24 protein-coding genes are annotated in these 25827 nt (G+C 35.1%); 6 read left to right on the forward strand and 18 right to left on the reverse strand.

Annotated features, from left to right (window positions below; translation table 11 throughout):
* The 13 genes from AAC084_RS04605 to AAC084_RS04665 all read right to left on the reverse strand — a co-directional run bounded on the left by AAC084_RS04605 (position 1) and on the right by AAC084_RS04665 (position 12497).
* Positions 1-714 (reverse strand): response regulator transcription factor, encoded by a 714-nt coding sequence (locus AAC084_RS04605; protein WP_079513584.1) that lies wholly within the window; start codon positions 712-714, stop codon positions 1-3.
* 5 nt (positions 715-719) lie between these two features.
* Entirely contained in the window at positions 720-2303 is a 1584-nt protein-coding gene (locus AAC084_RS04610; RefSeq protein ID WP_339837538.1) for a HAMP domain-containing sensor histidine kinase, read from the reverse strand.
* An 83-nt stretch (positions 2304-2386) separates the two neighbouring features.
* On the reverse strand, positions 2387-2971 hold the full coding sequence (gene coaE / locus AAC084_RS04615) for a dephospho-CoA kinase (protein ID WP_339837541.1): 585 nt from the start codon (positions 2969-2971) through the stop codon (positions 2387-2389).
* The gene (locus AAC084_RS04620; RefSeq protein WP_339837544.1) at positions 2968-3933 is read right to left on the reverse strand and encodes a CdaR family protein; all 966 of its coding nucleotides are present in this window, start codon (positions 3931-3933) and stop codon (positions 2968-2970) included. The genes coaE and AAC084_RS04620 overlap by 4 nt, the downstream gene beginning before the upstream one ends.
* The gene (locus tag AAC084_RS04625) at positions 3933-4940 is read right to left on the reverse strand and encodes a glycosyltransferase (RefSeq protein WP_339837547.1); all 1008 of its coding nucleotides are present in this window, start codon (positions 4938-4940) and stop codon (positions 3933-3935) included. The genes AAC084_RS04620 and AAC084_RS04625 overlap by 1 nt, the downstream gene beginning before the upstream one ends.
* Before the next feature lie 55 nt (positions 4941-4995).
* Positions 4996-5802 (reverse strand): SDR family oxidoreductase, encoded by an 807-nt coding sequence (locus tag AAC084_RS04630; protein WP_339837550.1) that lies wholly within the window; start codon positions 5800-5802, stop codon positions 4996-4998.
* 164 nt (positions 5803-5966) lie between these two features.
* Positions 5967-7634, reverse strand: coding sequence for a DNA repair protein RecN (gene recN, locus AAC084_RS04635; RefSeq protein ID WP_339837552.1), 1668 nt, complete (start codon positions 7632-7634; stop codon positions 5967-5969).
* 54 nt (positions 7635-7688) lie between these two features.
* Positions 7689-8582, reverse strand: a complete 894-nt coding sequence (locus tag AAC084_RS04640) for a DUF4835 family protein (RefSeq protein ID WP_339837555.1) — start codon at positions 8580-8582, stop codon at positions 7689-7691.
* Positions 8575-9780 (reverse strand): bifunctional phosphopantothenoylcysteine decarboxylase/phosphopantothenate--cysteine ligase CoaBC, encoded by a 1206-nt coding sequence (gene coaBC, locus AAC084_RS04645; RefSeq protein WP_339837558.1) that lies wholly within the window; start codon positions 9778-9780, stop codon positions 8575-8577. Before coaBC ends, AAC084_RS04640 begins: the two co-directional genes overlap by 8 nt.
* A 5-nt stretch (positions 9781-9785) precedes the next feature.
* Positions 9786-10118: a DNA-directed RNA polymerase subunit omega gene (locus AAC084_RS04650; RefSeq protein WP_339837560.1), complete on the reverse strand. Its 333-nt coding sequence runs from the start codon at positions 10116-10118 to the stop codon at positions 9786-9788.
* Between the two features lie 6 nt (positions 10119-10124).
* Positions 10125-10952, reverse strand: a complete 828-nt coding sequence (bamD, locus tag AAC084_RS04655) for an outer membrane protein assembly factor BamD (RefSeq protein ID WP_339837564.1) — start codon at positions 10950-10952, stop codon at positions 10125-10127.
* A gap of 118 nt (positions 10953-11070) precedes the next feature.
* Positions 11071-11961, reverse strand: a complete 891-nt coding sequence (gene dapA, locus AAC084_RS04660) for a 4-hydroxy-tetrahydrodipicolinate synthase (RefSeq protein ID WP_339837567.1) — start codon at positions 11959-11961, stop codon at positions 11071-11073.
* 2 nt (positions 11962-11963) lie between these two features.
* A complete protein-coding gene (locus AAC084_RS04665; RefSeq protein WP_339837570.1) occupies positions 11964-12497 on the reverse strand; it encodes a hypothetical protein in 534 nt (177 codons plus the stop codon).
* 45 nt (positions 12498-12542) lie between these two features.
* On the opposite strand from AAC084_RS04665, the gene AAC084_RS04670 reads away from it, so the two are divergent.
* From AAC084_RS04670 to AAC084_RS04685, 4 genes are all read left to right on the forward strand, one after another.
* Positions 12543-13328 carry a 5'-nucleotidase gene (locus AAC084_RS04670; protein WP_339837572.1) on the forward strand — a complete coding sequence of 262 codons (786 nt, stop codon included), beginning with the start codon at positions 12543-12545 and terminating at the stop codon, positions 13326-13328.
* A 1-nt stretch (position 13329) separates the two neighbouring features.
* Complete coding sequence (locus tag AAC084_RS04675) at positions 13330-14238, forward strand: metallophosphatase (protein ID WP_339837574.1); 909 nt, start codon at positions 13330-13332, stop codon at positions 14236-14238.
* Between the two features lie 18 nt (positions 14239-14256).
* Positions 14257-14703, forward strand: a complete 447-nt coding sequence (locus tag AAC084_RS04680) for a GNAT family N-acetyltransferase (protein WP_339837576.1) — start codon at positions 14257-14259, stop codon at positions 14701-14703.
* Between the two features lie 192 nt (positions 14704-14895).
* Positions 14896-15501, forward strand: a complete 606-nt coding sequence (locus tag AAC084_RS04685) for a hypothetical protein (RefSeq protein ID WP_339837578.1) — start codon at positions 14896-14898, stop codon at positions 15499-15501.
* Positions 15502-16078: 577 nt separating this feature from the next.
* Here the strand turns inward: AAC084_RS04685 and AAC084_RS04690 are convergent.
* On the reverse strand, positions 16079-17791 hold the full coding sequence (locus tag AAC084_RS04690; RefSeq protein WP_339837581.1) for a SusD/RagB family nutrient-binding outer membrane lipoprotein: 1713 nt from the start codon (positions 17789-17791) through the stop codon (positions 16079-16081).
* Positions 17792-17827: 36 nt separating this feature from the next.
* Entirely contained in the window at positions 17828-21064 is a 3237-nt protein-coding gene (locus AAC084_RS04695; RefSeq protein WP_339837583.1) for a SusC/RagA family TonB-linked outer membrane protein, read from the reverse strand.
* A gap of 353 nt (positions 21065-21417) precedes the next feature.
* On the opposite strand from AAC084_RS04695, the gene AAC084_RS04700 reads away from it, so the two are divergent.
* Together AAC084_RS04700 and AAC084_RS04705 are read left to right on the forward strand one after the other, a co-directional pair.
* Positions 21418-21717 carry a hypothetical protein gene (locus tag AAC084_RS04700; protein ID WP_339837587.1) on the forward strand — a complete coding sequence of 100 codons (300 nt, stop codon included), beginning with the start codon at positions 21418-21420 and terminating at the stop codon, positions 21715-21717.
* A gap of 143 nt (positions 21718-21860) precedes the next feature.
* Positions 21861-22289 (forward strand): hypothetical protein, encoded by a 429-nt coding sequence (locus AAC084_RS04705; protein WP_339837589.1) that lies wholly within the window; start codon positions 21861-21863, stop codon positions 22287-22289.
* Between the two features lie 2 nt (positions 22290-22291).
* Here AAC084_RS04705 and AAC084_RS04710 read toward each other — a convergent pair whose 3' ends face one another.
* The 3 genes from AAC084_RS04710 to ligA are packed head-to-tail and all read right to left on the reverse strand — an operon-like array spanning position 22292 to position 25825.
* The gene (locus AAC084_RS04710; protein WP_339837592.1) at positions 22292-22591 is read right to left on the reverse strand and encodes a hypothetical protein; all 300 of its coding nucleotides are present in this window, start codon (positions 22589-22591) and stop codon (positions 22292-22294) included.
* The gene (locus AAC084_RS04715) at positions 22588-23826 is read right to left on the reverse strand and encodes a sodium:proton antiporter (RefSeq protein WP_339837594.1); all 1239 of its coding nucleotides are present in this window, start codon (positions 23824-23826) and stop codon (positions 22588-22590) included. Before AAC084_RS04715 ends, AAC084_RS04710 begins: the two co-directional genes overlap by 4 nt.
* 7 nt (positions 23827-23833) lie before the next feature.
* Positions 23834-25825 carry an NAD-dependent DNA ligase LigA gene (gene ligA / locus AAC084_RS04720; RefSeq protein ID WP_339837596.1) on the reverse strand — a complete coding sequence of 664 codons (1992 nt, stop codon included), beginning with the start codon at positions 25823-25825 and terminating at the stop codon, positions 23834-23836.
* Positions 25826-25827 lie beyond the last annotated feature (2 nt).

Genomic DNA, 25827 nt, shown 5'->3' on the forward strand with positions numbered 1-25827 from the left:
CTATTCTCCTTCAGTCTTGATAACCAAGCGGAATCCTTCTCCGTGAATATTTAATATTTCAACCGTATCATCAACTTTTAAGTACTTACGTAATTTTGCAATATAAACATCCATACTTCGAGAAGTGAAATAATTATCATCTCTCCAGATTTTTGTTAAAGCTAATTCACGCGGCATTAAATCATTTTCATGTAAAGCCAATAAACGCAACAATTCGTTCTCTTTAGGCGATAGCTTAATTGATTCGGTATCTTTATATTTAAGAAACCTCAATTTAGAGTTCAAATGGAAACCACCTATAGTGAATTCAAATTTCTTGCTATCGGCCAATCCATTAGAAGCTTTTCTTTGTAGAATTGCTTTTAACTTCATTAACAATACTTCAGAATCGAAAGGTTTATTCAGATAATCATCTGCACCAGCTTTATATCCTTTTAGAACATCCTCCTTCATTGTCTTTGCGGTTAAAAAAACAATTGGCACGTTCTCGTTCTTTTCACGAATTTCCTTTGCTAAGGTAAAACCATCTTTATAAGGCATCATTACATCCAAAATACAGATATCAAAATTATCTTTTTTGAACTTTTCAAAACCTTCCATTCCATTCTTAGCCAAAGTGACATCAAAGTCATTCATTGACAAATAATCTTTTAATACAATTCCAAAATTTGGATCGTCTTCAACTAAAAGTATTTTCTTATTTATTGTTTCCATAATATTTATATTAACGGCAGTTTGATGTAAAATGTACTTCCTTTTCCTTTTTCACTTTCGGCGTACACTTCACCTTGGTGATCTTCAACTATTTTTTTAACGTAGGATAAACCTAATCCATGACCCTTTACATTATGTATATCTCCTGTGTGCTCTCTATAGAATTTTTCAAAAACTTTCTTAAGAACACCTTTGCTCATACCTGCACCTTGATCTTGAACCTTGATAATGATATAGTTTTTGGCACGTTCGGTAAACACATCTATTTTAGGCGCTTCTTCAGAATACTTAATTGCATTATCTAGCATATTTACTATAACATTAGTAAAGTGCATTTCATTTGCCAATACTTCTGAACGTTCAGCATCTAAATGGGTATGAATATAACCTCCCCTATCATCTACTATCAACTGAACATGAGTAATAGCATCTTCTATTATGTCGTGAACATCAACCCTATCCTTACTTATATCAAGTTGATTTTTCTCTAACTTCGATATTCGCAATACATTTTCTACTTGAGCGTGCATTCTTTTATTCTCATCACGAATCATCTGCAAGTAGCGCAAAACCTTTTCTTGATCCCCGATAATCTTCGGATTTCTAATTGCTTCTACAGCTAGGTTAATAGTTGCTATTGGCGTTTTAAATTCATGCGTCATATTATTAATGAAATCTGTTTTTATTTCAGATATCTGTTTCTGACGAATCAACTGATAAATTGCCCCAGAATAAGCTACTACAATGATTATTGTAAACAATAACGAAAGCAATGCCAAACCTAAAATGGACTGTACCAAGAATCGTTTTTTCTTCGGAAACGATATTAACAAATCGAAATTTGAAACCCCTTCAAAATCAACAAACATGGGAGATTTATAAATATTGGTCTCGGCATACTTAAACCAGCGTGATTTAATTTTAGTCGGTAAACCATTACTATAAACACCATATTCAAATGCAATGTCTATACCTCTATTTTCTAATTCTCGTTGTAACAACAACTCAATTTCTTGCTTAGAAACTCTTTTATGAATAGGCACACGTTTTGCATGTACCATAAACATTTCATCCATGGCGGCCTTTTCCATTTTGTTAAGGCCTCCAATTTTTTCAATACGTTGAATCGGATTTAAACGAAAAGTATTCCCCTCTAAATCGAAATCCTCTTTAAAAATCGAAGTGGTTCGTTTGCTGGTATAATTTTTAATGATGGTGGTATCTGCATCATCATTACTATCAAAGAACGTGGAGGACGAGATTCCATAATCCTCTTCTAAAATACCGTGCTCATACAGTAAAACTTCATTAGAATTAACATCCCTATCAATGAAGAAAAAATTCGTTAGCTGTGCACCTTTTAGTTCACCTATACTATCTTTTGCATATAAATATCTATCGAAGTAGTTTTTACTTTCTCTTTCAGTAATTTTATTGGTGACGCTGTTCAATGCTTCGGAAACACTACTAGAGAATTGCTCTTCTTTGCTATCAATAGATTTTTTGATCCAGAAACTTTGAACGAAAATCAGACCAATAAGTGAAAGGCTCATTAAAACTACTAAGAGCACAAATAACTTTTTGTTCATTGGGGGATAAAATTAAAGATTTAACAGTTAGAGGATAGTACGTTTAACCTAACCTTAACAAAAATGTTAAAATTGCTAAACAACTAACAATCAGCAAGGATAGCTTCATGTACTTCAACAACTTTTGATGCTGTACTTTCTAGGTCTATATTTTCAATGACGTATTTGGCTAATTCTAACTTAGCCTTGTCATCAAGTTGATTATTCATTCTAGCAATAATCTGTTCTCTAGATGACTCATCGCGAGAAAGAACTCTTTCAATTCTTAATTCTTCAGGGGCTGTTATTAAAATTACAGAATCATACAAATTTTGAGCATTGTTTTCAAATAATAATGCAGTTTCTTGAATTACATATTGGGTAGTTTGTTTTTTTGTCCACTTAATAAAATCTTTCCGTACAACTGGATGCACAATACCATTAAGCTGTTCTAGTAAATCAACATCATTAAAAACCTTTTTAGCAATATAGCCTCTATTCAACTGATCATCTACAAAGGCCTTTTTACCCAAAAGTTTAATTAATTGTTTCTTTATTTTTTTAGAAGTATTCATTAAATGCTTCGCACGCTCATCTGAATTATAAACTGGCACACCAAGTTCTTTAAACATTGTTGCAATGGTAGATTTACCACTACCAATTCCGCCTGTCAACCCTACCACCATCATTCTCTTCTTAAAATAAATTCAATTTCATTAGTAGCAATAATCGCATTATTCAAACTTTTTGGATACCGTACTAATCTAACCGACAATCGGTTACCTGTTTCTGAAGAAACAGTCGAGTAATCTGCTACCACGTCAAAATCTTTAATTTCTAATTCTTTTAAGCGCTCTAATGTTCCTTGGCAACGGACCTCTACAAGTTCAGGAAAGGTTCGCACTTTAACACCTTCCGGTAGATTTATAACGGTTACAGGAACCTCAATGACTTGTTCTGAGAATTTAACCACATTACCGGTAACTTGAACAAAATCATTAGAAAATGTAGTACCGTTCAAATGTTTAGGCAACTTCAAAGCAACGTCTTTTGAAAACGAATTATTTAAATCATCAATTTTAAGTAGTTCGGTTTCAATAACTTGAATAGTATCAATTTGACTTTTCGGACCCGATATTTGTACAGAATCCGGCTCTATTGTCGTTTGCCCCTCTAAAATATGGTTGGCAGCAAATGTCAGTTCTAACATTGCTTTTATCGGAACTTTTTTGGTTTTCAAAGATGTAAAATCGAAATGAATAACATCACTATCGAAATCAGTTAATGTACTGTAATTGTTTAACTGAGCCTCTAACTGTATTCTTATCTGATCCGATGTTAAATAGTAATTATCGTCTTCATGCATTACCTTACTTACATCTAGTTGAATTTCTTTAGGCTTTAAATGATATCCCAAAAATTGAAACCCTACTGCCTTTAAACGCACTTGAAGTTCTTTTTTAGGTGTATTAGCCAATAAGAACTCTGACGGAATATTCACGTAGGTAATGTGAAAGGTCGTGTTACTGGTATAAGTTTGCGAAAGTTTATTTATTAACCAAGCAAGTGATGCACATAACAAGAAAATTAGAAAGACTTTTACCTTCCTTTTCTTTAATCCTGTTTGTATCCATTCTAATAGGCGTTCCATTAATTGGTCTTAAAAAATAAATTCGGAAAAATTTCCTCTGGATTCTTATTGCTAAAATTAAGATAAATGGTTGATTTTAAAAATCCGTATCCATATCCAAAAAATTGTATCGCTGTTGCAAATAAAGCTAAAAACGCAACTTTAAAATTCCCCGTTTTACGTAGTGCATCGATGAATAAAATTAAGAAGTATGTTGCATAGAAATACAAAGGAATCTTAAACCCATTCATCGCCAATAAAATTGAAATTAACAAACCAATACAAAATACGGTTGGAAACCAGTACGTGATTTTCTTTGTTTCTGGATGCCACTTATTCAATATAGGCCGCACCATACCAAACTTATTTACCTGAATATAAAACTTGTTCCAGTCAATACGTCTTTTATGAAAAACATATGCATTTGAAATTAACTTTGTTTTATACCCATTGTTCCAGATCCGTATGGTAAGGTCTGGATCTTCCCCTGGGTGAATATTTCCATAACCTCCGACATTTTCAAAGGCTTCTTTTGAAATACCCATATTAAAACTTCTAGGCTGAAATTTATCTACTGCTTTTTTTTCGCCGCGAATGCCTCCCGTGGTTAAAAACGAGGTCATAGCGTAATTAATAGCTTTTTGTACGACGGTGAAAGATTCATGTGCAGCATCAGGACCGCCGAAACAGTGCACGAAACCTTCTTTTAAACTCCCATCTACTATTTCTAGATATTCTGGTGGAAGGATGCAATCGGAGTCAAGTACTATAAAGTAATTACCCTTAGCCCTGCCCATTCCGTAATTACGCGAATCTCCTGGACCTGAATTCGGTTTTTTATAATAAGATATGGAAACCGAATCTAGATACTCACCTATGATATCTTCTGATGAGATAGTGGAGCCGTCTTCGACAATAACCACCTCAAAAGTTTTCTCATAGGTTTGTAACCGTAGACTATCCAACAGTTCCTTAATTTCGTTGGGTCTATTGTATACAGGAATGATAAAAGAAAACGATAAGTCCATTATTACTCTCCTTTATATATAGGCTCCAACAAAATTGAATATCTAAAAATCTTGATTAAAATTTCTCTATAACTTCTTGACTAACTCCTGTATTCGAGAAACCACCGTCATGAAACAAGTTCTGCATTGTAACTTTTCTGGTTAAATCAGAGAATAAGGTAATTGTATAATCAGCACAATCTTGAGCAGTTGCATTACCTAACGGAGACATTTTTTCAGCATAGCTGATGAATCCATCAAAACCTTTTACACCTTGCCCAGCAGTAGTAGCTGTTGGCGATTGTGAAATAGTATTTACTCTAACTTTCTTTTCTTTTCCGAAGAAATAACCAAAGCTACGAGCAATAGATTCTAAATACGCTTTATTATCGGCCATATCATTATAGTCTGGAAAAGTCCGTTGTGCAGCCATATAGGTCAAAGCAACTACACTACCCCACTCTTTCATGGCATCAGCCTTGTACAATGATTGTAATACTTTATGAAAAGAAAGGGCTGAAACATCCCATCCTTTTGCCGTGAATTCATATTTTTCATCAGTGTAAGCACGCCCTTTTCGAACATTTACAGACATACCAATAGAATGTAATACGAAATCAATTTTACCTCCTAAAATCTCAACTGCCTTAGCAACTAAATTATCTAAATCTTCAACACTTGTAGCATCTGCAGGTATAATTTCTGAACCTGTTTTTTTAGCAAGTTCATCAATTTGACCCATTCTCATGGCAATCGGGGCATTTGTCAATACAAAAGTACCACCTTCATCATGTACTTTTTGTGCAGTTTTCCATGCAATAGAATTCTCATCTAATGCTCCAAAAATAATTCCCCTTTTCCCTTTTAATAAGTTATATCCCATGATAGTTGATTCTATAGTTAAAGTTATAATTCAAAGATATCTAAAATATGTTAAAACCGAATTGAAGTATGAAGTAAATAGCCTAAATCAAAAACATAAAATTTGCGTAGTTCTATACGATCTCAGAAAATAATTTTGACGTTTCTAATCTTAAATAAAGAGTACTACACTTTTAAAGAAGGATTTAATAGTTGCCTTGCATGCGCCAATGCTGAGTCAGACAAGTCTTTACCACTTAACATATGTGCCAATTCAACAACCCGTTCATCAGTCGTCAATTTTTTCATATTGGTCATGGTACGTTCTGCCCCTTCCGTTTTAAACACTTTAAAATGATTATTGCCTTTAGATGCGACTTGCGGCAAATGTGTTATGGAAAATACTTGTAAATCACCACTCATATCCTTCATGATATCTGCCATTCTGTTTGAAATTTCCCCAGATACTCCCGTATCAATTTCATCAAACATTATAGTAGGTAATTTTTCATATTTAGCAAGAATTGCTTTTATGACCAACATAATTCTAGATAACTCTCCGCCGGAAGCTACTTTTTTTAGCTCACCATAACTACCACCTCTATTGGCTGTAAATAGAAAAGACAATTCATCCATTCCTGTATTGCTGAAAGTATCCGTAGCACTTAAGGTAATTTCGAAAGAGGCATTAGGCATTCCTAACAACGCCAAGTCTGCTTCTAACTTCGATTTTAATTTTGGTATGACCGCATTTCGTTTTTCACGCAATACAACAGATTGCTCTTCTAAAGCTGACTCCATATCTTGCAACTCACGTGTTTTCAAAGATATTTTCTCATCTAAATGAGCTGTCTCGAATACTTTATCGGCAAGCTCATTCTTTATAGAAATCAAATCAGAAACCTCACTAACGTTATGCTTTTTCAACAAATTATAGAGCAACTGTAATTTACCATTGACTTGCTCTAACATTTCTGGGTTTGCCTCTACCCCTTCTTGTAACTTCTGTAACTCAGAACTTACATCATCTAACTCTATCAATACTGATTGTACACGTTGATATAATTCTTTATAACCTGTACCAAAATCGACTAATTTCGATAACGACTGTCTCATTTCGGTAACCAATGGCAAAACACCAATTTGCTCGTCATTAAACAATTGGTCTCCTTTTGACAATTGTTCCATGATTAATTCGACATTGTTCAATTTCTCGAATTCTTCTTCTAGCTCTTCAACAACACCTAGTTTCAAAGGGGCTTTCTCAAGTTCTTCTAACAAGAAAGTATTATAATCTTGTTCTTTATTGGCAGTACTCTGCACGTCAATAAGACTTTGAAGCTCTTTCTGTATTTTTCGAAAAGCCTTTAATGCTTTCCTATATACTGATAACCTTTTTTGATTGTCTGCCAATGCGTCGACCAATTTCAACTGAAAGTCGTTTTCGGTTAACTGCATGGTCTGATGCTGTGAGTGAATATCGATTAAATTTTCACCAAGCCTAGAAAGAATGTCTAATGTTACCGGAGTATCATTTATAAAAGCTCTTGATTTACCACTTGGTAAAATCTCTCTTCTAATGACTGTACTAGCATCGTAATCTAAATCGTTCTCCTCGAAGAAACCCTGAAGTCCATAGGTGTCTATTTTGAAAATCCCCTCAATAATACATTTCTCATCTTTTACCCGTAATGATGATAAATCTGCCCGTTTACCAAGCACTAAAGATAAACCACCAAGTAGAATAGATTTACCGGCACCAGTTTCACCTGTAATAACAGTAAAACCTTTATCGAAGTCTACTTCTAGACTATCAATTAATGCATAATTGGTTATGGAAAGGGTTGAAAGCACGCGACAGAATTTTAGGTTCACAAAGGTAATCTATATTCCGTCTTGAAAAAAGATTCAATATTTAATATCGTTCCATGTAGAAGCGTACAATGGGGCAATTTTATTTAAGGTTTCCTTCAACTTAACTATATCTAACTTCGGGCCATCGGAAAAAATGTTCTGTATTTCTTCAGATTTTGCATCAAAAAACGTGGATATTAAAAAAGCATTGGGTCTTCTATTGATCATGGTCTGAAAAAGATTCATCGTACCCGCAATAACTTGCTTTCCTGTACTATTATTATCAGACATGATATCTAATCCTTTTCTATGATAATTGTACATCGCAATACGGTATTCTCTATAAGCATTAGATAAAAGGTTATCTACCAATTCAAATCTACTTCTATTAGAGTCTGCTGATTGGCTCCATCCTGAATAATTACTACCCTGTGCCATGGTTACGATACTCTGGGCCTTTCTATAAAAATCAGTACCTCCCTCTAAAGAAAAAGTATCTGCATCAAGTCCTAAAACAATATAAGCATAGTATGAAAGTACACTTACCAAATTAGACTCAAACTGATTATCATTAAAAATCAATGGTTGAAATTCTATGTATTCAAAACTAAACTGATTGTCTTTGTAATTAAAAATAGGTGTAGAATATGATGTATTATACACCGGTCTTGAAGATTGTATTTGAATATTACCTTTAAATCGGTTCGATTCGTATTCTGTAATCGTGATAAACATTTGTGCATTTATACGCTCATTCTCTTTATATACCCTGTTCGTCCATTTTGTCTTGTTCACAAAATCATTCAACGAACGTTCTAATGTTTTAAAAACCTGAAGGTCACCTTGAGATAACTGGTCAGAATTAACCGTAACCGTACACGTTAATTCTTGTGCTATTGCAATAGAACTTAAGAAGCAAAACATTAGTAGAAAAAGAATCTTACGCATAACGTCTTTTAATAATTTCATTAAAGATGTCCACAGCAACTTCGGCCTTGGTCTTTAGTTCAAACGTTGTTATGGTAGAATTGGTATCTATAAAAGAAATTTTATTAGTAGCACCACCAAAGCCAGCACCTTTATTTCGCATTGAGTTCAACACTATCGCATCTAAATTCTTACGTTTTAGTTTGCCTAATGCATTCTCAACTTCGTTCTCTGTCTCTAAAGCGAAACCAACTAAATACTGATTCTTTTTATGTTCACCGAAAGTCATTAAAATATCCTTGTTCTTCACAAGGTCTATTGCAAAATTCTCTTCAGATTTTTTAATTTTCTGTTCTGCAACAGACTTAGGTCTATAATCGGCTACTGCTGCTGCACAAATAACAATATCTGAATTCTCATAATACATCTGTGCACTATGGTACATATCATCTGCAGAAATTACTTTTACTACATGAACATTATCATGATCTATAGATAAATGCGTAGGGCCTGTTACCAAATAAACTTCAGCGCCTAAATTAGCAGCTGTTCTAGCAAGTTCAAACCCCATTAATCCCGAAGAGTGATTTCCTATAAAACGTACAGGATCTATTGCCTCGTAAGTAGGACCTGCCGTGATCAACACTTTTTTTCCTGATAATGGTAAACCTTGAGAAAGTTGATTCTTTATAAAATCAACAATGGCTTCAGGTTCTGCCATTCTGCCTTCACCAAGTAAACCACTAGCCAATTCACCACTTGTTGCCGGTATAATCATATTTCCAAACGACCTGAGCGCATCCATAGAACCTTTAGTACTTGGATGCTTGTACATATCTAAATCCATCGCCGGAGCTAAAAAAACCGGACACTTAGCAGATAAATAGGTTGCCATTAATATATTATCGCAATTGCCAGACGCCATTTTAGACATGGTATTAGCCGTTGCCGGGGCAATTACCATAAGATCTGCCCAAAGTCCTAATTCTACATGATTATTCCAATCTATAGTATTCGCTTCAGATTTTACAAAATCTAAAATAACTGGGTTCTTAGCCAAAGTGGCTAACGTAAGCGGAGAAACAAAAGAGCTGGCGCTATCGGTAAGTATAATCTTAACGTTAGCGCCAGCTTTTATAAATAAACGAACTAAGAAAGTTGTTTTATAAGCAGCAATTCCTCCGGTAATTCCTAAAAGAATATTTTTGCCGTTCAACATATTTCTTATACGTCTTTTTCTGTATTTCTGTGATAGATTTTATCCATCAACCACTCCTCTACCGCCATAGCATGTGGCTTAGGTAATTTTTCGTAAAACTTAGAAACTTCAATCTGCTCTTTGTTTTCGAAAACTTCTTCTAAACTATCGCTATATGTAGCAAACTCTTCTAATTTCTCTAAAAGTTCTTTTTTAATTTCAGAATTAATCTGAACAGCACGTTTTGCAGTAATTGAAATAGCCTCGTAAATATTCCCAGTTGGCTTATCGAACTCGTTACGGTTAATAGTAACTGTAGATACCGCTGCCTTAGAGTTTTTTAAATCGTTCATATTCATAATTATTTATTTTGATTCAACGGTCTGTGGTTGCAAACGTTGTAATTCTTTATTTATTTTCTCGATTAGATTTGTAGCTTCTTTATCGAATTTCGATTCTGGAAATTGCTTCTTTAGTGTATTATAAGCAGATTTTGCAGTTTTTAAACGCTCTTCCTTCAAGCTTTCATAACTGTTCATTGCCATATGCGTCAATGCATCTAATTTCACGAACATTGCATCTTCCCTTAATTCAGAACCAGGATTGTCAGATACAAAGTTATCACTCGCCGCTACTGCAGATTTAAGCATGTCGTAATTAAACTCGCCTAACTTATTGTATTGCTTTACAATCTGAAAAGCTTTTTCCTCTTTTTTTGCAGTTAGCTCTTGAGCCATTGAATTTGCTTCTGCAAAATATTCTGACTCAGCATACGTATTAATGAAATTCTGCAATTTCAATAACGCTTTATCCGTTTCTGTTTGGTCTAACGAATATTCAGGAGATAATTCATAATAGCTTTTTGCTCCTAAGAATGATGCTTCTACAACCTTATCACTCTTAGGATAAGATTTTATGAAACGTTCAAATTGATAGCCAGCCATGTTAAAATCGCCACGCATAAAATAACTGTTAGATAAAAAGAACATTACACGCTCGCCTTGGGGTTTACCAACATACTTTGGTGCAATCTGCTCATACAATCGGTTAGCCCTTTTGTAATCGGCTTCTTCATAGTATTTTTCTGCCAACTCATATTTTGCTTTTACATCATCGTTCTTAAGCACCTTTTGGTACTCGCTACAAGATTGTACAGCAATAGCAATCAATAGAATCGGAAATATTCGCCTCATTTTAAAAAACATTTTGCAAAATTAGTGATTATCAATGGATTTAAAAAACATTTTAAACCAATAAAAATACAGGCTTTATGCGGCACAAAAGTCCCTTTTGGGGAAGATTTAACGAAATTTATGCAGGTATGTGAATCAACGATTCCATAAACGAAACAATTCTATGTTTCAAAGTATCGGTCGCAGCCATTAGTGGCAGGCGAACAAAAGGCTTTGCGATACCTAAGTATTCAAAAATAACTTTGATACCAGCTGGGTTGCCTTCCTCGAAGATGAGCTTCATCCCTTCTTGCATCTTATGATGATACTTGTATGCTTCATCGGTATTACCATTTAATCCTTCATGAACCATTTTTGAAAATTCTGTAGGCAGACCTTGACCGATAACTGAAATTACTCCGTCACCACCGGCAATTATAGAAGGTAAAGCGGTAATATCATCACCAGAAAGAACTAAAAAGCCTTCTGGCCTTTTAGCAATTAACTCTAATACTTGTGACATATCGCCACATGCTTCTTTGACCGCAACAATATTGTCGAAATTCTTTGCCAAACGCACTACAGTTTCTGGAAGCATATTGCTTCCTGTCCTACTTGGTACATTATATAAAATAATCGGTAAGGGTGAAGCCTGTGAAAGCGCTTTAAAATGTTGAAAAATTCCTTCTTGAGTGGGTCTATTATAATACGGAGAGACAGATAAAATTGCCGTATATGCGGTTAAATCTAATGTTTGTAATTCTTCTACAAGACCCATTGTATTATTACCTCCTATACCTATCACCAAAGGTAAAACGCCCGCATTGGCTTCCTCAACAGTTTGCATTACCAAAAGCTTCTCAGCTTTTGACAAGGTTACAGATTCTGCAGTAGTACCCAGCACCACCAAATAATCGATATGCCCATCGATATTATGCGCTACCACCTTTTTTAGGGCAAGTACATCTACCGAACCATCTTCTTTAAAAGGCGTAATCAACGCAACTCCTGCACCCTGTAATTCTTTCATAATTAAATCTCTTTAAAAATGCCTAAGTACTTCTTCAATTCTTTTTTAAACAACTGAAAGTCCTTTAATGGCGTATCTAACATTAAATCGTTATAGGTAGGACCAACTTCTTTAAATCCTACTTTTAAACGGGCTTTAGTCTTTGCTGACATTAAATTCAACAATAGACTATCCTCGTTATAATAATTTACTAAGAGGTCGTATTCCCTACCTAAGAATTCAAGAGCATAACTATTTTCAATTTCACCCTTCCATCCTAAATCCTTATCTGAAAAGACAGGTGTTGCGTATGGTGAGTTCTTATCATAAAAACGCTTATATCCTATAATCTTTACGGCATTTGGTTGCAACGAAAATTCTTCTTGAAACTTAAAAAACAGTTCAGAATTCTCGAATTTATCCAAATCTACAATACAACCTAATGAACGTATACCCTTATTCTCACGAGTTACAGCAACCGGTGTGGTCACCAATTGTTTCAAAGCTTTTCGGCCAGATTTTCGTTTAAACTTGTCCTTAATTCCTTTTAAAAACATGTATTTTTACATTTACACAAATGTAAATAATATCCCTGCAACTCTATGGCGAAGTTAAAACACTTTGGTATTTTAAAAATAAAACATTTTGTTATATTTATAACTTTATTGGTTTTAGCATCCTGTAAAAAGGAAACAAAATACCTTACCGAACTGACTGGCAAACAAATAGCCATCGATAGTAGTTATACCCTTGTTGATAGTATTCAAGAATTTATTTTGCCTTATCATGATCGTGTAGAACAAATTCTTGATAGCACCATAGCCTACGCTCCTTATACCATATCAAAATCAGATGGTAAGTTTAATACCACAGCTGGTAATTTAATGGCAGATATTGTTATGAGCGAAACGAATCCGATATTTCAAAAACGTACAGGGCACACTATTGATTTTGTTTTATTAAACCATGGTGGTATACGCTCTATAATATCTAAAGGAAATGTAACAGCAAGAACTGCCTACGAGGTTATGCCCTTTGAAAACTCAGTCGTAGTTGTTGAACTAAAAGGAGAAACACTTTTAAAAATGGTCGACTACCTTATAAAAGCAAAGCGAGCTCACCCGGTTGCATGCATTCAGCTTATATTAAATAAAGACAATACTGTAAAAACCTTTACTGTTGGCGGAAACCCGATAGATATGAACAGGACATATTTTGTTGCAACATCAGATTATTTAGTAACGGGTGGTGATAATATGAACTTTTTAAAAGAAGCCCTTTCTAAAACGGAAACGGATTACAAAATACGGAATGCTATGATAGATTTCTTTTCTAAAGTAGATACGTTATCCCCTAAAGTAGATTTAAGATATTATCAACTACAGTAATATGGAAAGAAGAAAATTTATACGCAACACCGCAGCCTCCTCTAGCTTATTAACGCTGGGTGGACTAGGGCTCAATTCTTGTGCCGTACAAACTAAGAAACATGTTACCATTTTGCATACCAATGATGTGCACAGCCATATCGATGCTTTCCCAAATGATCATGCCGATTTTCCTGGGCTTGGCGGTTTGGCCAGAAGGGCCGGTTTAGTAGATAGCATTAGAAAAGAAAACCCCCATACTTTACTCTTTGATGCTGGCGATATTTTTCAAGGTACCCCCTATTTCAATTTTTATGGCGGTGAATTAGAATTTAAGCTCATGAGTATGCTCAACTATGATGCAACCACTATTGGTAATCATGATTTTGATAATGGTGTTGGTGGACTCTTAGCGCAAATGCCTTATGCTAAATTTAATTTCATAAGTGCTAATTATGATTTTTCGAACACCGATTTGAATGGTTTTACCCAGCCCTATAAAATTTACGAAAAAGACGGTATAAAAATTGGCGTATATGGCCTAGGCATAAAACTAGATGGTTTGGTAACTAAGCAACTTTATAAAGAAACCGAATATCTTGACCCATTCGAAGTAGCTACCGACATGGAAACTAAGTTAAAGGAGGTTGAAAAATGCGACCTAGTCATTTGCCTTTCACATTTAGGATATGAATATGCTATGGCCGATAAGCCAGATGATTTAAAACTAGCACAGAAAACCAAATACACCGATTTAATTATTGGTGGACACACCCATACATTTTTAGAAAAACCTACAATTATGACCAATGCGGCCGGTCGTGAAGTACTTATAAACCAAGTAGGATGTTTCGGAGTAAATTTAGGGCGAATCGACTTCTATTTTGATTCTATTGGTAACTCATCCTCTGGTTACACTATAAAAGTCTAATATTCTTACTATCAAGATATGCAAATTAAAAGAACAACAAGCACTGATTCTGATTTCAAAAACTTAGTTGCTCTTTTAGATGCGGATTTAGCTAAACGTGATGGTGATGAAAATGCTTTCTATGCCCAGTTCAACGGTATTGTGCATTTAAAAAATTGTGTTGTTTTTTATTCGGATGAAACTCCAATAGGTTGTGGTGCCTTTAAATATTTTAAAGAGCGTTCTGTTGAGATTAAACGTATGTACATATTACCAGAGTATCGTGGAAAAGGTATCGCTTCAAAACTTCTTAAAACTTTAGAGGAATGGGCAAAAGAATTAAATTTCAACTACTGTGTTCTTGAAACAGGACTTCGACAACCGGAAGCTATAGCTCTTTATAAAAAGAACGGCTACCAGATTACCGAAAACTACCCACCCTATGAGGAGATGGATAATAGTGTTTGTTTTAAAAAACCACTTTGAGCAAACGTTCGACAATTTGTACGCTTTATTTTGTATATCAAGTTGTTCTGAAACGGCTTGATATACAAAATACCTATTTCTATATATAAGTATATATCGCCTTCTATATGTCGCTTGAATGGGTTAATTAATAGTATTTGTATACTGGGGATAATTATACATATATACGTGTTGTAAGTCATTAGAGAAAAAATGAAAAAGATTTTCTTGATATTAATTATTTCTGTCTTTTATTCCTGCGGAGGGGCTAAATACAATTACTTTTTAGATACTGGAAAACAATTGGACTTTACTAATGGCAAATGGATTTTAAATAGTACTAAATCTAATTCAAGAATATTTGATTCAGAGCTTTATAATAATTCACTAAAAGAGTTCAAAAAAATCCTTGGAGATTCTCTAATAGAAATGAATGATTTGAGATCTACAAAATTGGTAGCTCCAAAAATTAAATTTGACTTAACCGATTCAGATTTAAATGAATTAAAAAGAGATACCGACTATGATTACCTAATAAATATAGATGGAAACGTTATAAGTGATGACGCAGGAACATTGTCTTTTCCTAATCAAAACGAAAATTCGAGTAATAGAGCATCTGTTTCAATATCAATTTATGACCTAAATGCGGAAACTCTAATCTCATCTTCTCAAGCATATGGAAAAACGCAAAATCAAGATCCAATTTTTCCCGATAATAGTCATTTACCCACAATAAATCCTAGCTCCCATATGATTATGCTAAAAGGGGCAGAAAAACTTATCCGAAAATACAAGAATAATCAGCTGAAATATTGAATTCGCATGATGTCCTTTTTACTCAGACGCAACTGTTATTTTGACGGACTTTTTACTCTGACATAGATGAAAAACTAAACGAAAAAACCAACTCGGGCAAAAAACAATAGGTAACACAACCTAAACGGAATACGGAGGTTAGGGCCAAACCGTAAGGTCTGTGTATATTTATGAAGTCGCTAAATCTTATGGATTTAGCTTTAGAATAGAAAAAATAAATCAAAATAATAAGCTTTAGCTTCGTGCGTAGACGGAAACAAAAAATTTCCATGTCTCCGCACTACGCCTGGCTAAACCGTTATGCCACATTTTTACCCGTCCTGAAATAAGTATACAAAATATATAATGTATAGATATAAACATGATGGATATGTGAGACGTTACAGCGAACTCTTTAAAAGAAAAAGGATTCAACGAAAAAGACATTTATAAAACTCTAGGAAGAAATATATTGAGCGTGTTAAAAGCAAAGTAATTACTATTACTAAAAAAAGAATTGAGCTGAAAAATAAAATTTCAGCTCAATCTTTTCAAATAAATTCTATTAAACCAGTCTTGAACTTGACATTCAATATGTTTATTGCAATAACCACATTTTAGACCATTGGTCATTAGTTGATGGTTGCAAACCCTGAATAGCCTCTAACATATGCTCTTCATTATATGGGTCGTCATACCAAAATCTTTGTGGGGTATTTTGCCCATTAGTTCCAGAAATAATATTATTGTTCAAGACAGGAAAACCTGTTCTACGCCAATCGAACCACGATTCTGCGGTCAGCCAATTTGCTATCCATTTTTGATGCATAATTACAGCTAGCTTATTCGAAGATTCGTTATATAGCTGAGTAACGTTTGCAATATAAACGTCTTGATTAAACGTTACAAGCGTATTGTTTTCTACATCGTAAACCGATGATGAATCTCCATCAGCAATATCATATTGATTCATAGAAATTTCTATTCCATTTTTATAAAAATCGAAGGCGTCCCCAGAAATCCAGCCGCGAGTGCTTGCTTCCGCTAAGATAAATTGAGTCTCAGCAGCACTCATTAAGACCGCTTTTACAAGTGGATGGTAATTTTCTGCATACATATCAGAAAGATATGAAGTATGCGGATTAGAAGCTGAACCAAGGTAGATATTCTCGTTTAGTGCACTAATCGCATCCTTATATTCATTTACAGTACCACCAAGGTTAAAATCGTTAGGTGCGTTAAGAGCAACATCAAGACCAACATATAAAGCAGTGTTAACGTTGTTCTCTTCATCTTCATCATTATTTATAGCGGTAATATCAAAATCAACATAACGTTTCAATGCACCATCTTCCAAAATCACCTCATTTGAAGTTCCTTGCATAATTTGAATATCTACTGGGCGTACCCAAGCAGTTAATCTTGGGTCTCCAAGTGCCTTAAGATCATTGACAATAGTCGCCGAAGGTTTTCTGCGATAAAATTCTGAACGAAAACTGAAATAAAGAGGACCGCCTACCCAACTATTGACATCATCGGTACCTACAAAAGAAATTGAAGCATTACTTTCATTACTATCTAAAACAGGATATTCTCCACTATTATTGACCATTTTAGCAATATTGGCAGCTGGATCAAAATCAGTTCCGGTTTTTTCCGATAATCGCATATAGAATCTTAGACGAAGTGAATTAGCAAATTTTCTCCATTGCAAAGCATCACCTTGGTACATAACATCTGCATCTACAGCTTCGGCACATATACCAGCATTTTTCAAAAGTGTATTGGCCTGTTCTAAATCTTGTAATATTCCTGAGAAAATCACCTTTTGTTCATCATATACAGGTTTAAAGAATTCATCACCTCCTTTTTCAGCTTGTAATGCATTCGTGTACGGCATATCACCAAATGATGAAGTCATAAAACCAAACCAGTATGATTTCATTATAAGAGCGACTGCCTGATAATAGTTCTTCGTTTCTCCAGATTTTTCTAATTCGGCACGTTGAAAAATATAATTACTGTCTTTAATGGGTTCATAAAAATTAGAGAAATCTTTTGCCCCCCATTGGTAATTGTTCTCTTCATAACTGGTAAAATCGCGCTGCAGATACTGAGTTGCTGCAGACAACTCCCCTGACTCGTATGTTAGGTTTGTTGATATTTGAGCTGATTTAGTAAGTATACCTGTCAGTACATATTTAATATCGACTTCTTTATCGGGGAGGTTATTTGGACTTATATTAATATCCTCGAGCGAATCACTACATGCGGTCGTAAAAAGTAGTACTGCAGCTAATGCTAGCTTCATTATATTTTTATTTATTCTCATCATTTTCTTATTTTATTAAAAACTAACATTAAGTCTAAATCCTATAGGTGCCGTCCAAGGTGCTATACTCCATTTCTCGAATCCTTGCTCTCCTTCGTTATAAGCTAACTCTGGATCAATGCCAATGCCAGCCTTTGTCCAAAGCATAATGTTTTTTGCATATAAGGCCACAGAAATATTCTGAGCCGAAATTAATTTCGTAACACTCTCAGGAAGTTCGTAAGAAAAGGTAATGTCTCTTAATTTTACAAAAGATGCATCGTACATAAATGCATAACCAGTTCTCCAAAAACTACCGCTAGATTCCACTACTCTGTAGGCGTCGAAGAATTGTGTGCCTTCACCCCCAAAATTTTCAGTATATGTACCATCGCCGTTGTCAATAACACCGGGAAAGAAAGCACCATTATAATTACCATTATATTCAAAACCACCTAATTCTTGGTTTCGTCCACCAATCCATACATCGTTATCTCTGTAAATTGGATCAGATTTTATTTCATTTACAAGAGCGGTTCTATCTCCATCAAAAGAATTTGCATTTAGAATTCCTGAAAAAGTACTTGAACTCACACCATTCTGCCAATCTTCTATTTTACCAGAACGCGCCATTCTCTTCATTGATTCAGAGTAGAAATCACCTCCCTGTCTCCAGTCGAAACTAGCAGAAATAGTAAAGTTTTTATATCGAAAAGAAGTGTTTAAACCAACAGCAAAATCGTTGTTGAAATTCCCTACTTTAATCTGATTCTCTCTATTTCTATCTACTTCCCATCTACCATTAGAATCAACCAAATTCCATCCTTTATACTCGCCTTCCTCTACCTTTTTTATATAAGGGGAGTACATATCTCCGATGATACCTCCTACTCTTGTAAAAGCACCACCATCTGTTCCACCTCCAAAATCAACCCTGTCAATTCCTTCAATTAATTCAACAAGTTTACTCTCTTGTTTGGTAAAATTAACGTTCAAGTTCCATTCAAAATCTTCAGATCTTATGGGCACTATATTCATCCCTAATTCAATTCCTGAATTTTCAACGTTACCGGCATTAATGGTGGTACTGGTATACCCCGTAAGCGGAGAGACATCTACATTTAGGATTTGATTTTTATTTTGGGTTTTGTAATAAGTGGCCTCCAAACCTAATCTGCCCTTAAAAAAACCAATGTCGGTACCAATCTCATATGAAGTTGCTATTTCAGGCTTAAGGTTAGTGTTCGGCATACTCTCAGGAAGTGAATAAGTGAAATTATCGCCCCAATAACCTTGCGTTAATGTTGGATTGATTAAATATGGGTCTGTGTCTTTACCCACTTGTGCCCAACCAGAACGCAATTTAAATAGTGATAGCCACGTAGGAGTATCGAACATTTCAGAGATTAAAACACTGGCCGAAACCGATGGGTAGAAATAAGAACTGTTTTCAGTAGGTAGTGTACTCGACCAGTCGTTTCGTGCCGTTAAATCAATGAAGGCTAAATTTTTATAACTGAATGAAGCCATACCGTAAACACTATAAACTCTCTTTTTAAATAGTCCACTATTATACTCTAACCCGCCTCTAGTTACGTTTGATAGCGTGTAAAGGCCCGGTAGCACCAAATTGTCGCCACCAGCATCGGTAGTAGAAATGCGACTGTTCATGATATTTGCACCAACTGAAGGTGAAACGCGAAAATCTCCTAGTTTTTTATCATATGAGAAGAGTACATCAACATTTGATTCTCTTGAATTTGTATTGTTAAGGTTATAGGCTCCAAAGGGCTTCGCCGTACCACTACCAAAACCGTCAAAAGACCATGGTTTTATAACTTCGGTTCTATTAGAATTTCCACTGTACGAAACACGGGCCATAGCATTTAGTTCTGGAGTTATTTTCCAGTCTAATTTTACATTACCAAAGCCTCTAATTTTATCAAAAGTGTTTCTTCTCTCGTTTGCTGAGAAGAAAGGGTTATTATAGCCTTCGGTAACATTGCGTTGTTGCGTATTTTTGACTTCCCAATAATCACCTTTTAAATCATTGATATTAATGTGTGGGGCAATATTGTAGACATCAAAATATTGATCATTACCACCTAACGCTTGGCTGGGATAGTTTTCCGATTTCGGATTAAAAAGGTCAACATTCGTTGATACGCTAACTTTGTCGGTGATATTATAGCGGGTCGCCAAACTAAAGCTAATTCTGGAAAGTTCTGTTCCTGGTGTAAAACCCTCACCATTTAAATGTGATGCAGATAAACGAAAATTACCCCTATCATTAGATCCACTGATACTAATATCGTTAATGGTGGTCAACCCGGTCTGAAAATAGTCTTTTAAACTATTCTGATAAAATTCTAAAGGTACCGATTCACCATTGCTGTTCCATTGCACGGAAGAAGTACCTTCTTGAGCCCCATACCAGTGTTGCCATGTAGCTTCATCAAACAAGCCTTTTTGTCCGTTAGTAAAGCTGTTCTGAAGTTCAAAATACTTATAAGGTGTGTTGAGTGTTGAACTAGAAGTAAAAGAAACACCAATTCCTTTTTTAATACCAGCCCCTGATTTGGTAGTTATGAGTATAACTCCATTACCAGCTCTAGAACCATATAGAGCAGCCGCACTAGCTCCTTTTAACACAGTTACACTTTCAATGTTTATAGCGCTCATGTCAGACATAACACTTGAATCACCAACAGGAGAGCCGTCGACAACGACCAAGGGTTGATCGTTACCGGCCAGAGAAGTTTTACCCCGAATATATACATAAGTATCGGCGTTTAAATCGTTTCCTGAACGACGGATATCAAGACCAGAAACCTTACCTGATAAGCTACCCAGCGCATTTTCTTGAGGAACAAGATTCAGTTTTTCGGTGTTGACCTCTCCTACGGAATAGCCCAAGGCTCTTTTTTCTCTTTTCATACCTAATGCCGTAACCACAACTTCATCTAAACCTGCAGCCGCCTGAACCAAAACTATATTCATATTGGTCTTGTTACCGACCACTACCTCTTTTGTTTTCATTCCTAAATATGAAAATTCAAGTATTGATTCGCTGTTTGGTACTGTAATATTATAATTACCATCAAAATCGGTAATCACTCCTTTAGTGGTCCCTATTAATACGACCGATACTCCTGGAAGTACTTCCCCTTCCTCACTACTAACCACACCGGCAACCTCTTGTTGCGCCATCGTTCCTATCGTAATTAGACAGAAACAAAAATGCAGTAATAACTGAATTTTCCTTTTTTTCATATGATATTTTTTTATTTAAATTGGTTGGCCCTGTTTGTTTGAGCTCACCAAAAGTATTTTAAACTTCTCCTAAAAACGCATGGTATTTTATTTAAAATACATGATTTTTTAACGAAAAAATGGATAATTCGTAATGTATTTGATAATAAGGTTAATATATCATTAGTGCTCAGCAATAAACTTTAGAATGCTTAATCTGAATTATGGAGTGTTTTAGAACAAATTATTTGAAGAACAACTATGTAATCAAATGAAAGGCTAATAAATTTTATTGAATAGGGTTTTAAGAAATAGAGTTAACATAAATACGAAAATATCAAACTCATAAACCTGTTAAAATATTTCTCTTTAGGATGCCAACTCTTACGACGCCCGATAGTGCAACAATTAACATATACGATGCCAATGGAGACTTGTATGTTTCCTTATTACAAGGTTATGATAATTACACCACTGATTGTGGAAACCTTTATATAAATATTGCAAGCCAACAAGTACTTGATGAAGGTTTATTTCGCTATCATCAAAGAAATATAGCAACTGCCGAGGTATTTGAAATGTCTGATGGAGATCATACTGCACAACTTACGTTTAGTTTCAGTGATGGTCAAATGCCATCAGAATCAAATGTTTTTGAATTTACATTAGAGTAAAGCATTTTACAATATAAACTGTGTAAAAGAAGCTAAGATTACATTCTTTCTTAAATACGGATAGATGAATTTTTCCATGTAATATTTTTCCTATTTTAGGATCGAACTATTATTTTACATAAAATCAACCTGATACACTTACTATGAAGAAACCAATTAGTTTATTGCTTTTAGCCGTTTTAGCTATTTTTCAATTGTCATGTTCAAGTAATGATGACAATAATGACGCTAGCTTAAATCCTAAAAGTGTTACGGATTGCGGAGAATTAACCGTTTCACCTACTGGGGTTCAAGTTTGTATGACAGGTGCGGAATTTGCATTACCAAACGAAACCATAACCTATGCTGCAGAATACAACTCTAATATTGCCAGATTTACCTGGACTATAATTTCAGGAGATATGGAAATAATAGATATAGAGTACAGCGCTACCGATGGGATTTCAAAATCTATTGCCACTGTAAAGTTCAACGCTGATTTTAACGGTAATGGCGTAATAAAAATGTTGGCTGAAGATTCTAAAGGCAGCGGCGTTTTTGAGCATGAAGTTGCTCTTGAAAAAACTAATTAATATTATCTTTTTATAATAAAATCCACAATTACCTTTAACTCTTCGTCTAAGGTAATTGTTGGATATTTTTTATCTGCCAAGCGATACCAATAACCTGCATTAAAACGATCGCCTTCTTTACGATGTAAGTACGCATGTAACCAACTACCTAAGCTATTATGCATGTCTTGGGCGATATTATGGGAAGCTTCCCAATCTCCCTTTGCATCATACCACATAGCTTTTAAAGCATCTGGCCATTCTGCCGGAACTTGAGATAGTTCTAAGCTTTTTTCAAATTCTAAATACGTTTTAGGTATCATTTCACTACTCGTTTTATAAGTTTCTCTACCGTTAACCCTTGCCCTATAATAGAGAACACCACTACTATATAAGTGATAACCAAAAATATATCTCTATGCATATCGTTTGATAACCCCAAAGCCAATGCAATTGAAATACCGCCACGCAATCCGCCCCAAGTCATTATCAAATTTGTTTTAGGTACAAAATCTAGCTTTTTCTCAAAAAATTTGATGGGTATGAGCAAGGATAAATAACGACACACCAATATTAATGGAATAGCCAATAAACCTGCAATAAAATATTCCATTTTAAAAGAAAGCACCAACATTTCCATACCAATTAACACGAATAACAACGTGTTCAGTAATATGTCTAGCAATTCCCAAAATTTATCAACATAGGTCTCCGTAGTTTCAGACATAGCCGAATTACGAACGGTATCATTACCAACGACCAAACCAGCAGCAACCATCGCTAGTGGTGCAGACAAGTGGAATTTTTGTGCTATTAATGTACCCACCATAACGGTTGCTAATGTGATGATAACTTCAATATCATAATCATCAATAGATTTCATTAATTTATAAGTACCCCAACCTAATACTAAGCCTAGTAGTAGCCCACCAATAACCTCAACACCAAAAAGTTCTAGAATTTCTAAAGGTCCTACTGTAGCCTCGCCAGCTGATGCTATCTGAAAAATAGTAAGAAAAACAACAACTCCTACCCCATCATTAAAAAGTGATTCCCCCACAATTTTAGTTTCGAGTCGCTTAGGCGCACCCGCTTTTTTAAGAATTCCTAAAACAGCAATGGGGTCTGTAGGCGATATTAATGAACCAAATAAAAGGCAATAAATAAAGGAAATTTCCATGCCTAAAAGCTGTAACAAGTAGAACATGCTAGTACCTACTAAAAAAGTAGAAACTAAAACCCCTATCGTAGAAAATACTAAAATAGGCCATCGTTGTACCTTAAGTTGGTCAAAATTGGTATGTAAGGCTCCTGCGAATAGTAGAAAACTTAACATGATATCTAACAACACCGTTTTGAAATCTATCTGGCTAATAATGTAACGTTCGGCATTAATCAGTGTATCGTCAACATAGCCAATAACAAATACCACCAACGTAAATAAAATGGTTATTAGCATTAACCCGATGCTATTAGGTAGTTTTAAAAACCGAGCATTTATATAGCCAAAAATGGCTGATAGAAATACCAAAACTGAAATTATTGTAAAAATATCCATATGTTATTTATGCTATCATATTTAAAAAATCCTGTTCACTAATAATAGGAATTTCTAGGTTTTCTGCTTTAGTTCTTTTACTCGGGCCCATCTTATCACCTGCTATCAAGTAGCTTGTTTTAGAAGATATGGAAGATCCTACTTTGCCCCCATTATCTTCTATTTTCTTCTTTAGTTCGTCTCTGCTCAATATTTCGAAGACTCCTGAAACTACAAACGTATTACCAGCTAAGGTATCGGTCTGGTTTTCTAGTTTATCTGCAGAAAGCTCCAATTGCACTCCATAACTTCGTAAACGTTCTATAGCATCGATATTCTTTTCATTTGCAAAAAAGTCAATTACACTTTGTGCTATGCGCTCCCCTATTTCATCAACAGATATCAGATGCTCTAACGATGCTTCTTTCAATGCATCGATATTTTTATAGGCCTTTGCCAGTTTTTTGGCCACAGTTTCCCCAACAAAACGTATACCCAAAGCGAACAACACTCTTTCAAACGGTACATTCACTGAATCAGCAACTCCCTTAACCAGATTTTCGGCAGATTTCTCAGCCATACGTTCCAATGGCAAAACATCTTCTTTGGTCAATCGATATAAATCTGCGTAGTCTTTAATAAGTCCTTCTTTAAAAAGTAATTCTACGGTCTCACCGCCCAAACCTTCAATATCCATTGCCTTTCTTGAAATGAAATGCTGAATGCGACCTGTTATCTGTGGAGGACAGCCATATTCATTAGGACAATAATGTTTAGCATCACCTTCAGTACGTGTAAGTTCTGTTCCACATTCCGGACATTGGTGTATATATTGGGTAGGTTCTGAATCGGCCGGTCTTTTTGTTAAATCAACCGCTATTATTTTAGGGATAATTTCCCCCCCTTTTTCAACAAAAACAGTATCCCCTACTCTAATATCTAATTTTTCAATCTGGTCTGCATTATGTAATGATGCCCTTTTTACCGTTGTACCTGCTAATAATACGGGTTCTAAGTTAGCTACAGGTGTAATAGCACCCGTACGTCCAACTTGATATGTAATTTCATTTAAAACTGTAAATACCTGCTCGGCCTTAAATTTATAGGCCATTGCCCATCTAGGCGCTTTTGCCGTATACCCAAGTTCTTCTTGATTCTGTATACTATTTACTTTGATAACTACTCCGTCAGTCTCGTAAGGGAGCTTATGACGCTTTACATCCCATTCTTCAATAAATGCCATGACTTCATCAGTCGTTCTACAAAGCTTAGCCACAGTAGGCACTTTGAAACCCCATTCCCGGGCTTTCTCTAACATTTGAAACTGAGATTCTATATTCAAATTTCTACCTACGATACTATATAGCAAACACTCTAACGGACGTTGTGCTACCAAACTGCTATCCTGTAACTTTAAACTACCTGAAGCAGTATTTCTAGGGTTCATATAAGGGTCTTCGCCATTGGCTACGCGTTCTTCGTTCATTTTCATGAAACCTTCAAATGGTAAAACGATTTCTCCACGTATATCAAACTTTGGTGGATAATTACCTTTTAATTGAAGAGGTACTGACTTAATCGTTTTAATATTGTTGGTAACATCATCACCTTGTATACCATCACCACGGGTAACTGCTTTTACTAGCTTTCCATTCTCATAGGTTATACTGATGGATGCCCCGTCATATTTCAGCTCACATGTAAACGCAACAGGAACATCTCCTAAATTACGTTGGATGCGTCTTTCCCAATCTTCTAAATCTTCCTTAGAATAAGAGTTGTCTAAAGAATACATGCGGTGTTCATGGACTACCGTTGCAAAGTTTTTGGTAATCATACCACCAACCCGCAATGAAGGTGAACTGGCATCGTACAACTCTGGATGCTTTGCTTCCAACTCTTGCAATTCCTTGAGTTTCATATCGAACTCAAAGTCAGATATAGTCGGATTATCTAACACGTAATAATTATAATTATGCTCGCGTAATTCTTTTCTAAGCTCTTGTAGTCTCGCTTCCATAG

The organism is uncultured Maribacter sp., from assembly GCF_963977385.1.
Classification (GTDB): domain Bacteria; phylum Bacteroidota; class Bacteroidia; order Flavobacteriales; family Flavobacteriaceae; genus Maribacter.

Coding starts and splice junctions, on each gene's coding strand:
- AAC084_RS04680 (WP_339837576.1), top strand. CDS start 14,257: ATGCAAATTAAAAGAACAACAAGCACTGATTCTGATTTCAAAAACTTA.
- AAC084_RS04705 (WP_339837589.1), top strand. CDS start 21,861: ATGAAGAAACCAATTAGTTTATTGCTTTTAGCCGTTTTAGCTATTTTT.
- AAC084_RS04670 (WP_339837572.1), top strand. CDS start 12,543: ATGGCGAAGTTAAAACACTTTGGTATTTTAAAAATAAAACATTTTGTT.
- coaE (WP_339837541.1), bottom strand. CDS start 2,971: ATGATGGTGGTAGGGTTGACAGGCGGAATTGGTAGTGGTAAATCTACC.
- AAC084_RS04710 (WP_339837592.1), bottom strand. CDS start 22,591: ATGATACCTAAAACGTATTTAGAATTTGAAAAAAGCTTAGAACTATCT.
- AAC084_RS04620 (WP_339837544.1), bottom strand. CDS start 3,933: ATGGAACGCCTATTAGAATGGATACAAACAGGATTAAAGAAAAGGAAG.
- AAC084_RS04695 (WP_339837583.1), bottom strand. CDS start 21,064: ATGAAAAAAAGGAAAATTCAGTTATTACTGCATTTTTGTTTCTGTCTA.
- AAC084_RS04675 (WP_339837574.1), top strand. CDS start 13,330: ATGGAAAGAAGAAAATTTATACGCAACACCGCAGCCTCCTCTAGCTTA.
- ligA (WP_339837596.1), bottom strand. CDS start 25,825: ATGGAAGCGAGACTACAAGAGCTTAGAAAAGAATTACGCGAGCATAAT.
- AAC084_RS04625 (WP_339837547.1), bottom strand. CDS start 4,940: ATGGACTTATCGTTTTCTTTTATCATTCCTGTATACAATAGACCCAAC.
- AAC084_RS04665 (WP_339837570.1), bottom strand. CDS start 12,497: ATGTTTTTAAAAGGAATTAAGGACAAGTTTAAACGAAAATCTGGCCGA.
- dapA (WP_339837567.1), bottom strand. CDS start 11,961: ATGAAAGAATTACAGGGTGCAGGAGTTGCGTTGATTACGCCTTTTAAA.
- bamD (WP_339837564.1), bottom strand. CDS start 10,952: ATGAGGCGAATATTTCCGATTCTATTGATTGCTATTGCTGTACAATCT.
- AAC084_RS04650 (WP_339837560.1), bottom strand. CDS start 10,118: ATGAATATGAACGATTTAAAAAACTCTAAGGCAGCGGTATCTACAGTT.
- AAC084_RS04605 (WP_079513584.1), bottom strand. CDS start 714: ATGGAAACAATAAATAAGAAAATACTTTTAGTTGAAGACGATCCAAAT.
- AAC084_RS04610 (WP_339837538.1), bottom strand. CDS start 2,303: ATGAACAAAAAGTTATTTGTGCTCTTAGTAGTTTTAATGAGCCTTTCA.
- AAC084_RS04715 (WP_339837594.1), bottom strand. CDS start 23,826: ATGGATATTTTTACAATAATTTCAGTTTTGGTATTTCTATCAGCCATT.
- AAC084_RS04700 (WP_339837587.1), top strand. CDS start 21,418: ATGCCAACTCTTACGACGCCCGATAGTGCAACAATTAACATATACGAT.
- AAC084_RS04690 (WP_339837581.1), bottom strand. CDS start 17,791: ATGAAGCTAGCATTAGCTGCAGTACTACTTTTTACGACCGCATGTAGT.
- AAC084_RS04630 (WP_339837550.1), bottom strand. CDS start 5,802: ATGGGATATAACTTATTAAAAGGGAAAAGGGGAATTATTTTTGGAGCA.
- coaBC (WP_339837558.1), bottom strand. CDS start 9,780: ATGTTGAACGGCAAAAATATTCTTTTAGGAATTACCGGAGGAATTGCT.
- AAC084_RS04640 (WP_339837555.1), bottom strand. CDS start 8,582: ATGCGTAAGATTCTTTTTCTACTAATGTTTTGCTTCTTAAGTTCTATT.
- AAC084_RS04685 (WP_339837578.1), top strand. CDS start 14,896: ATGAAAAAGATTTTCTTGATATTAATTATTTCTGTCTTTTATTCCTGC.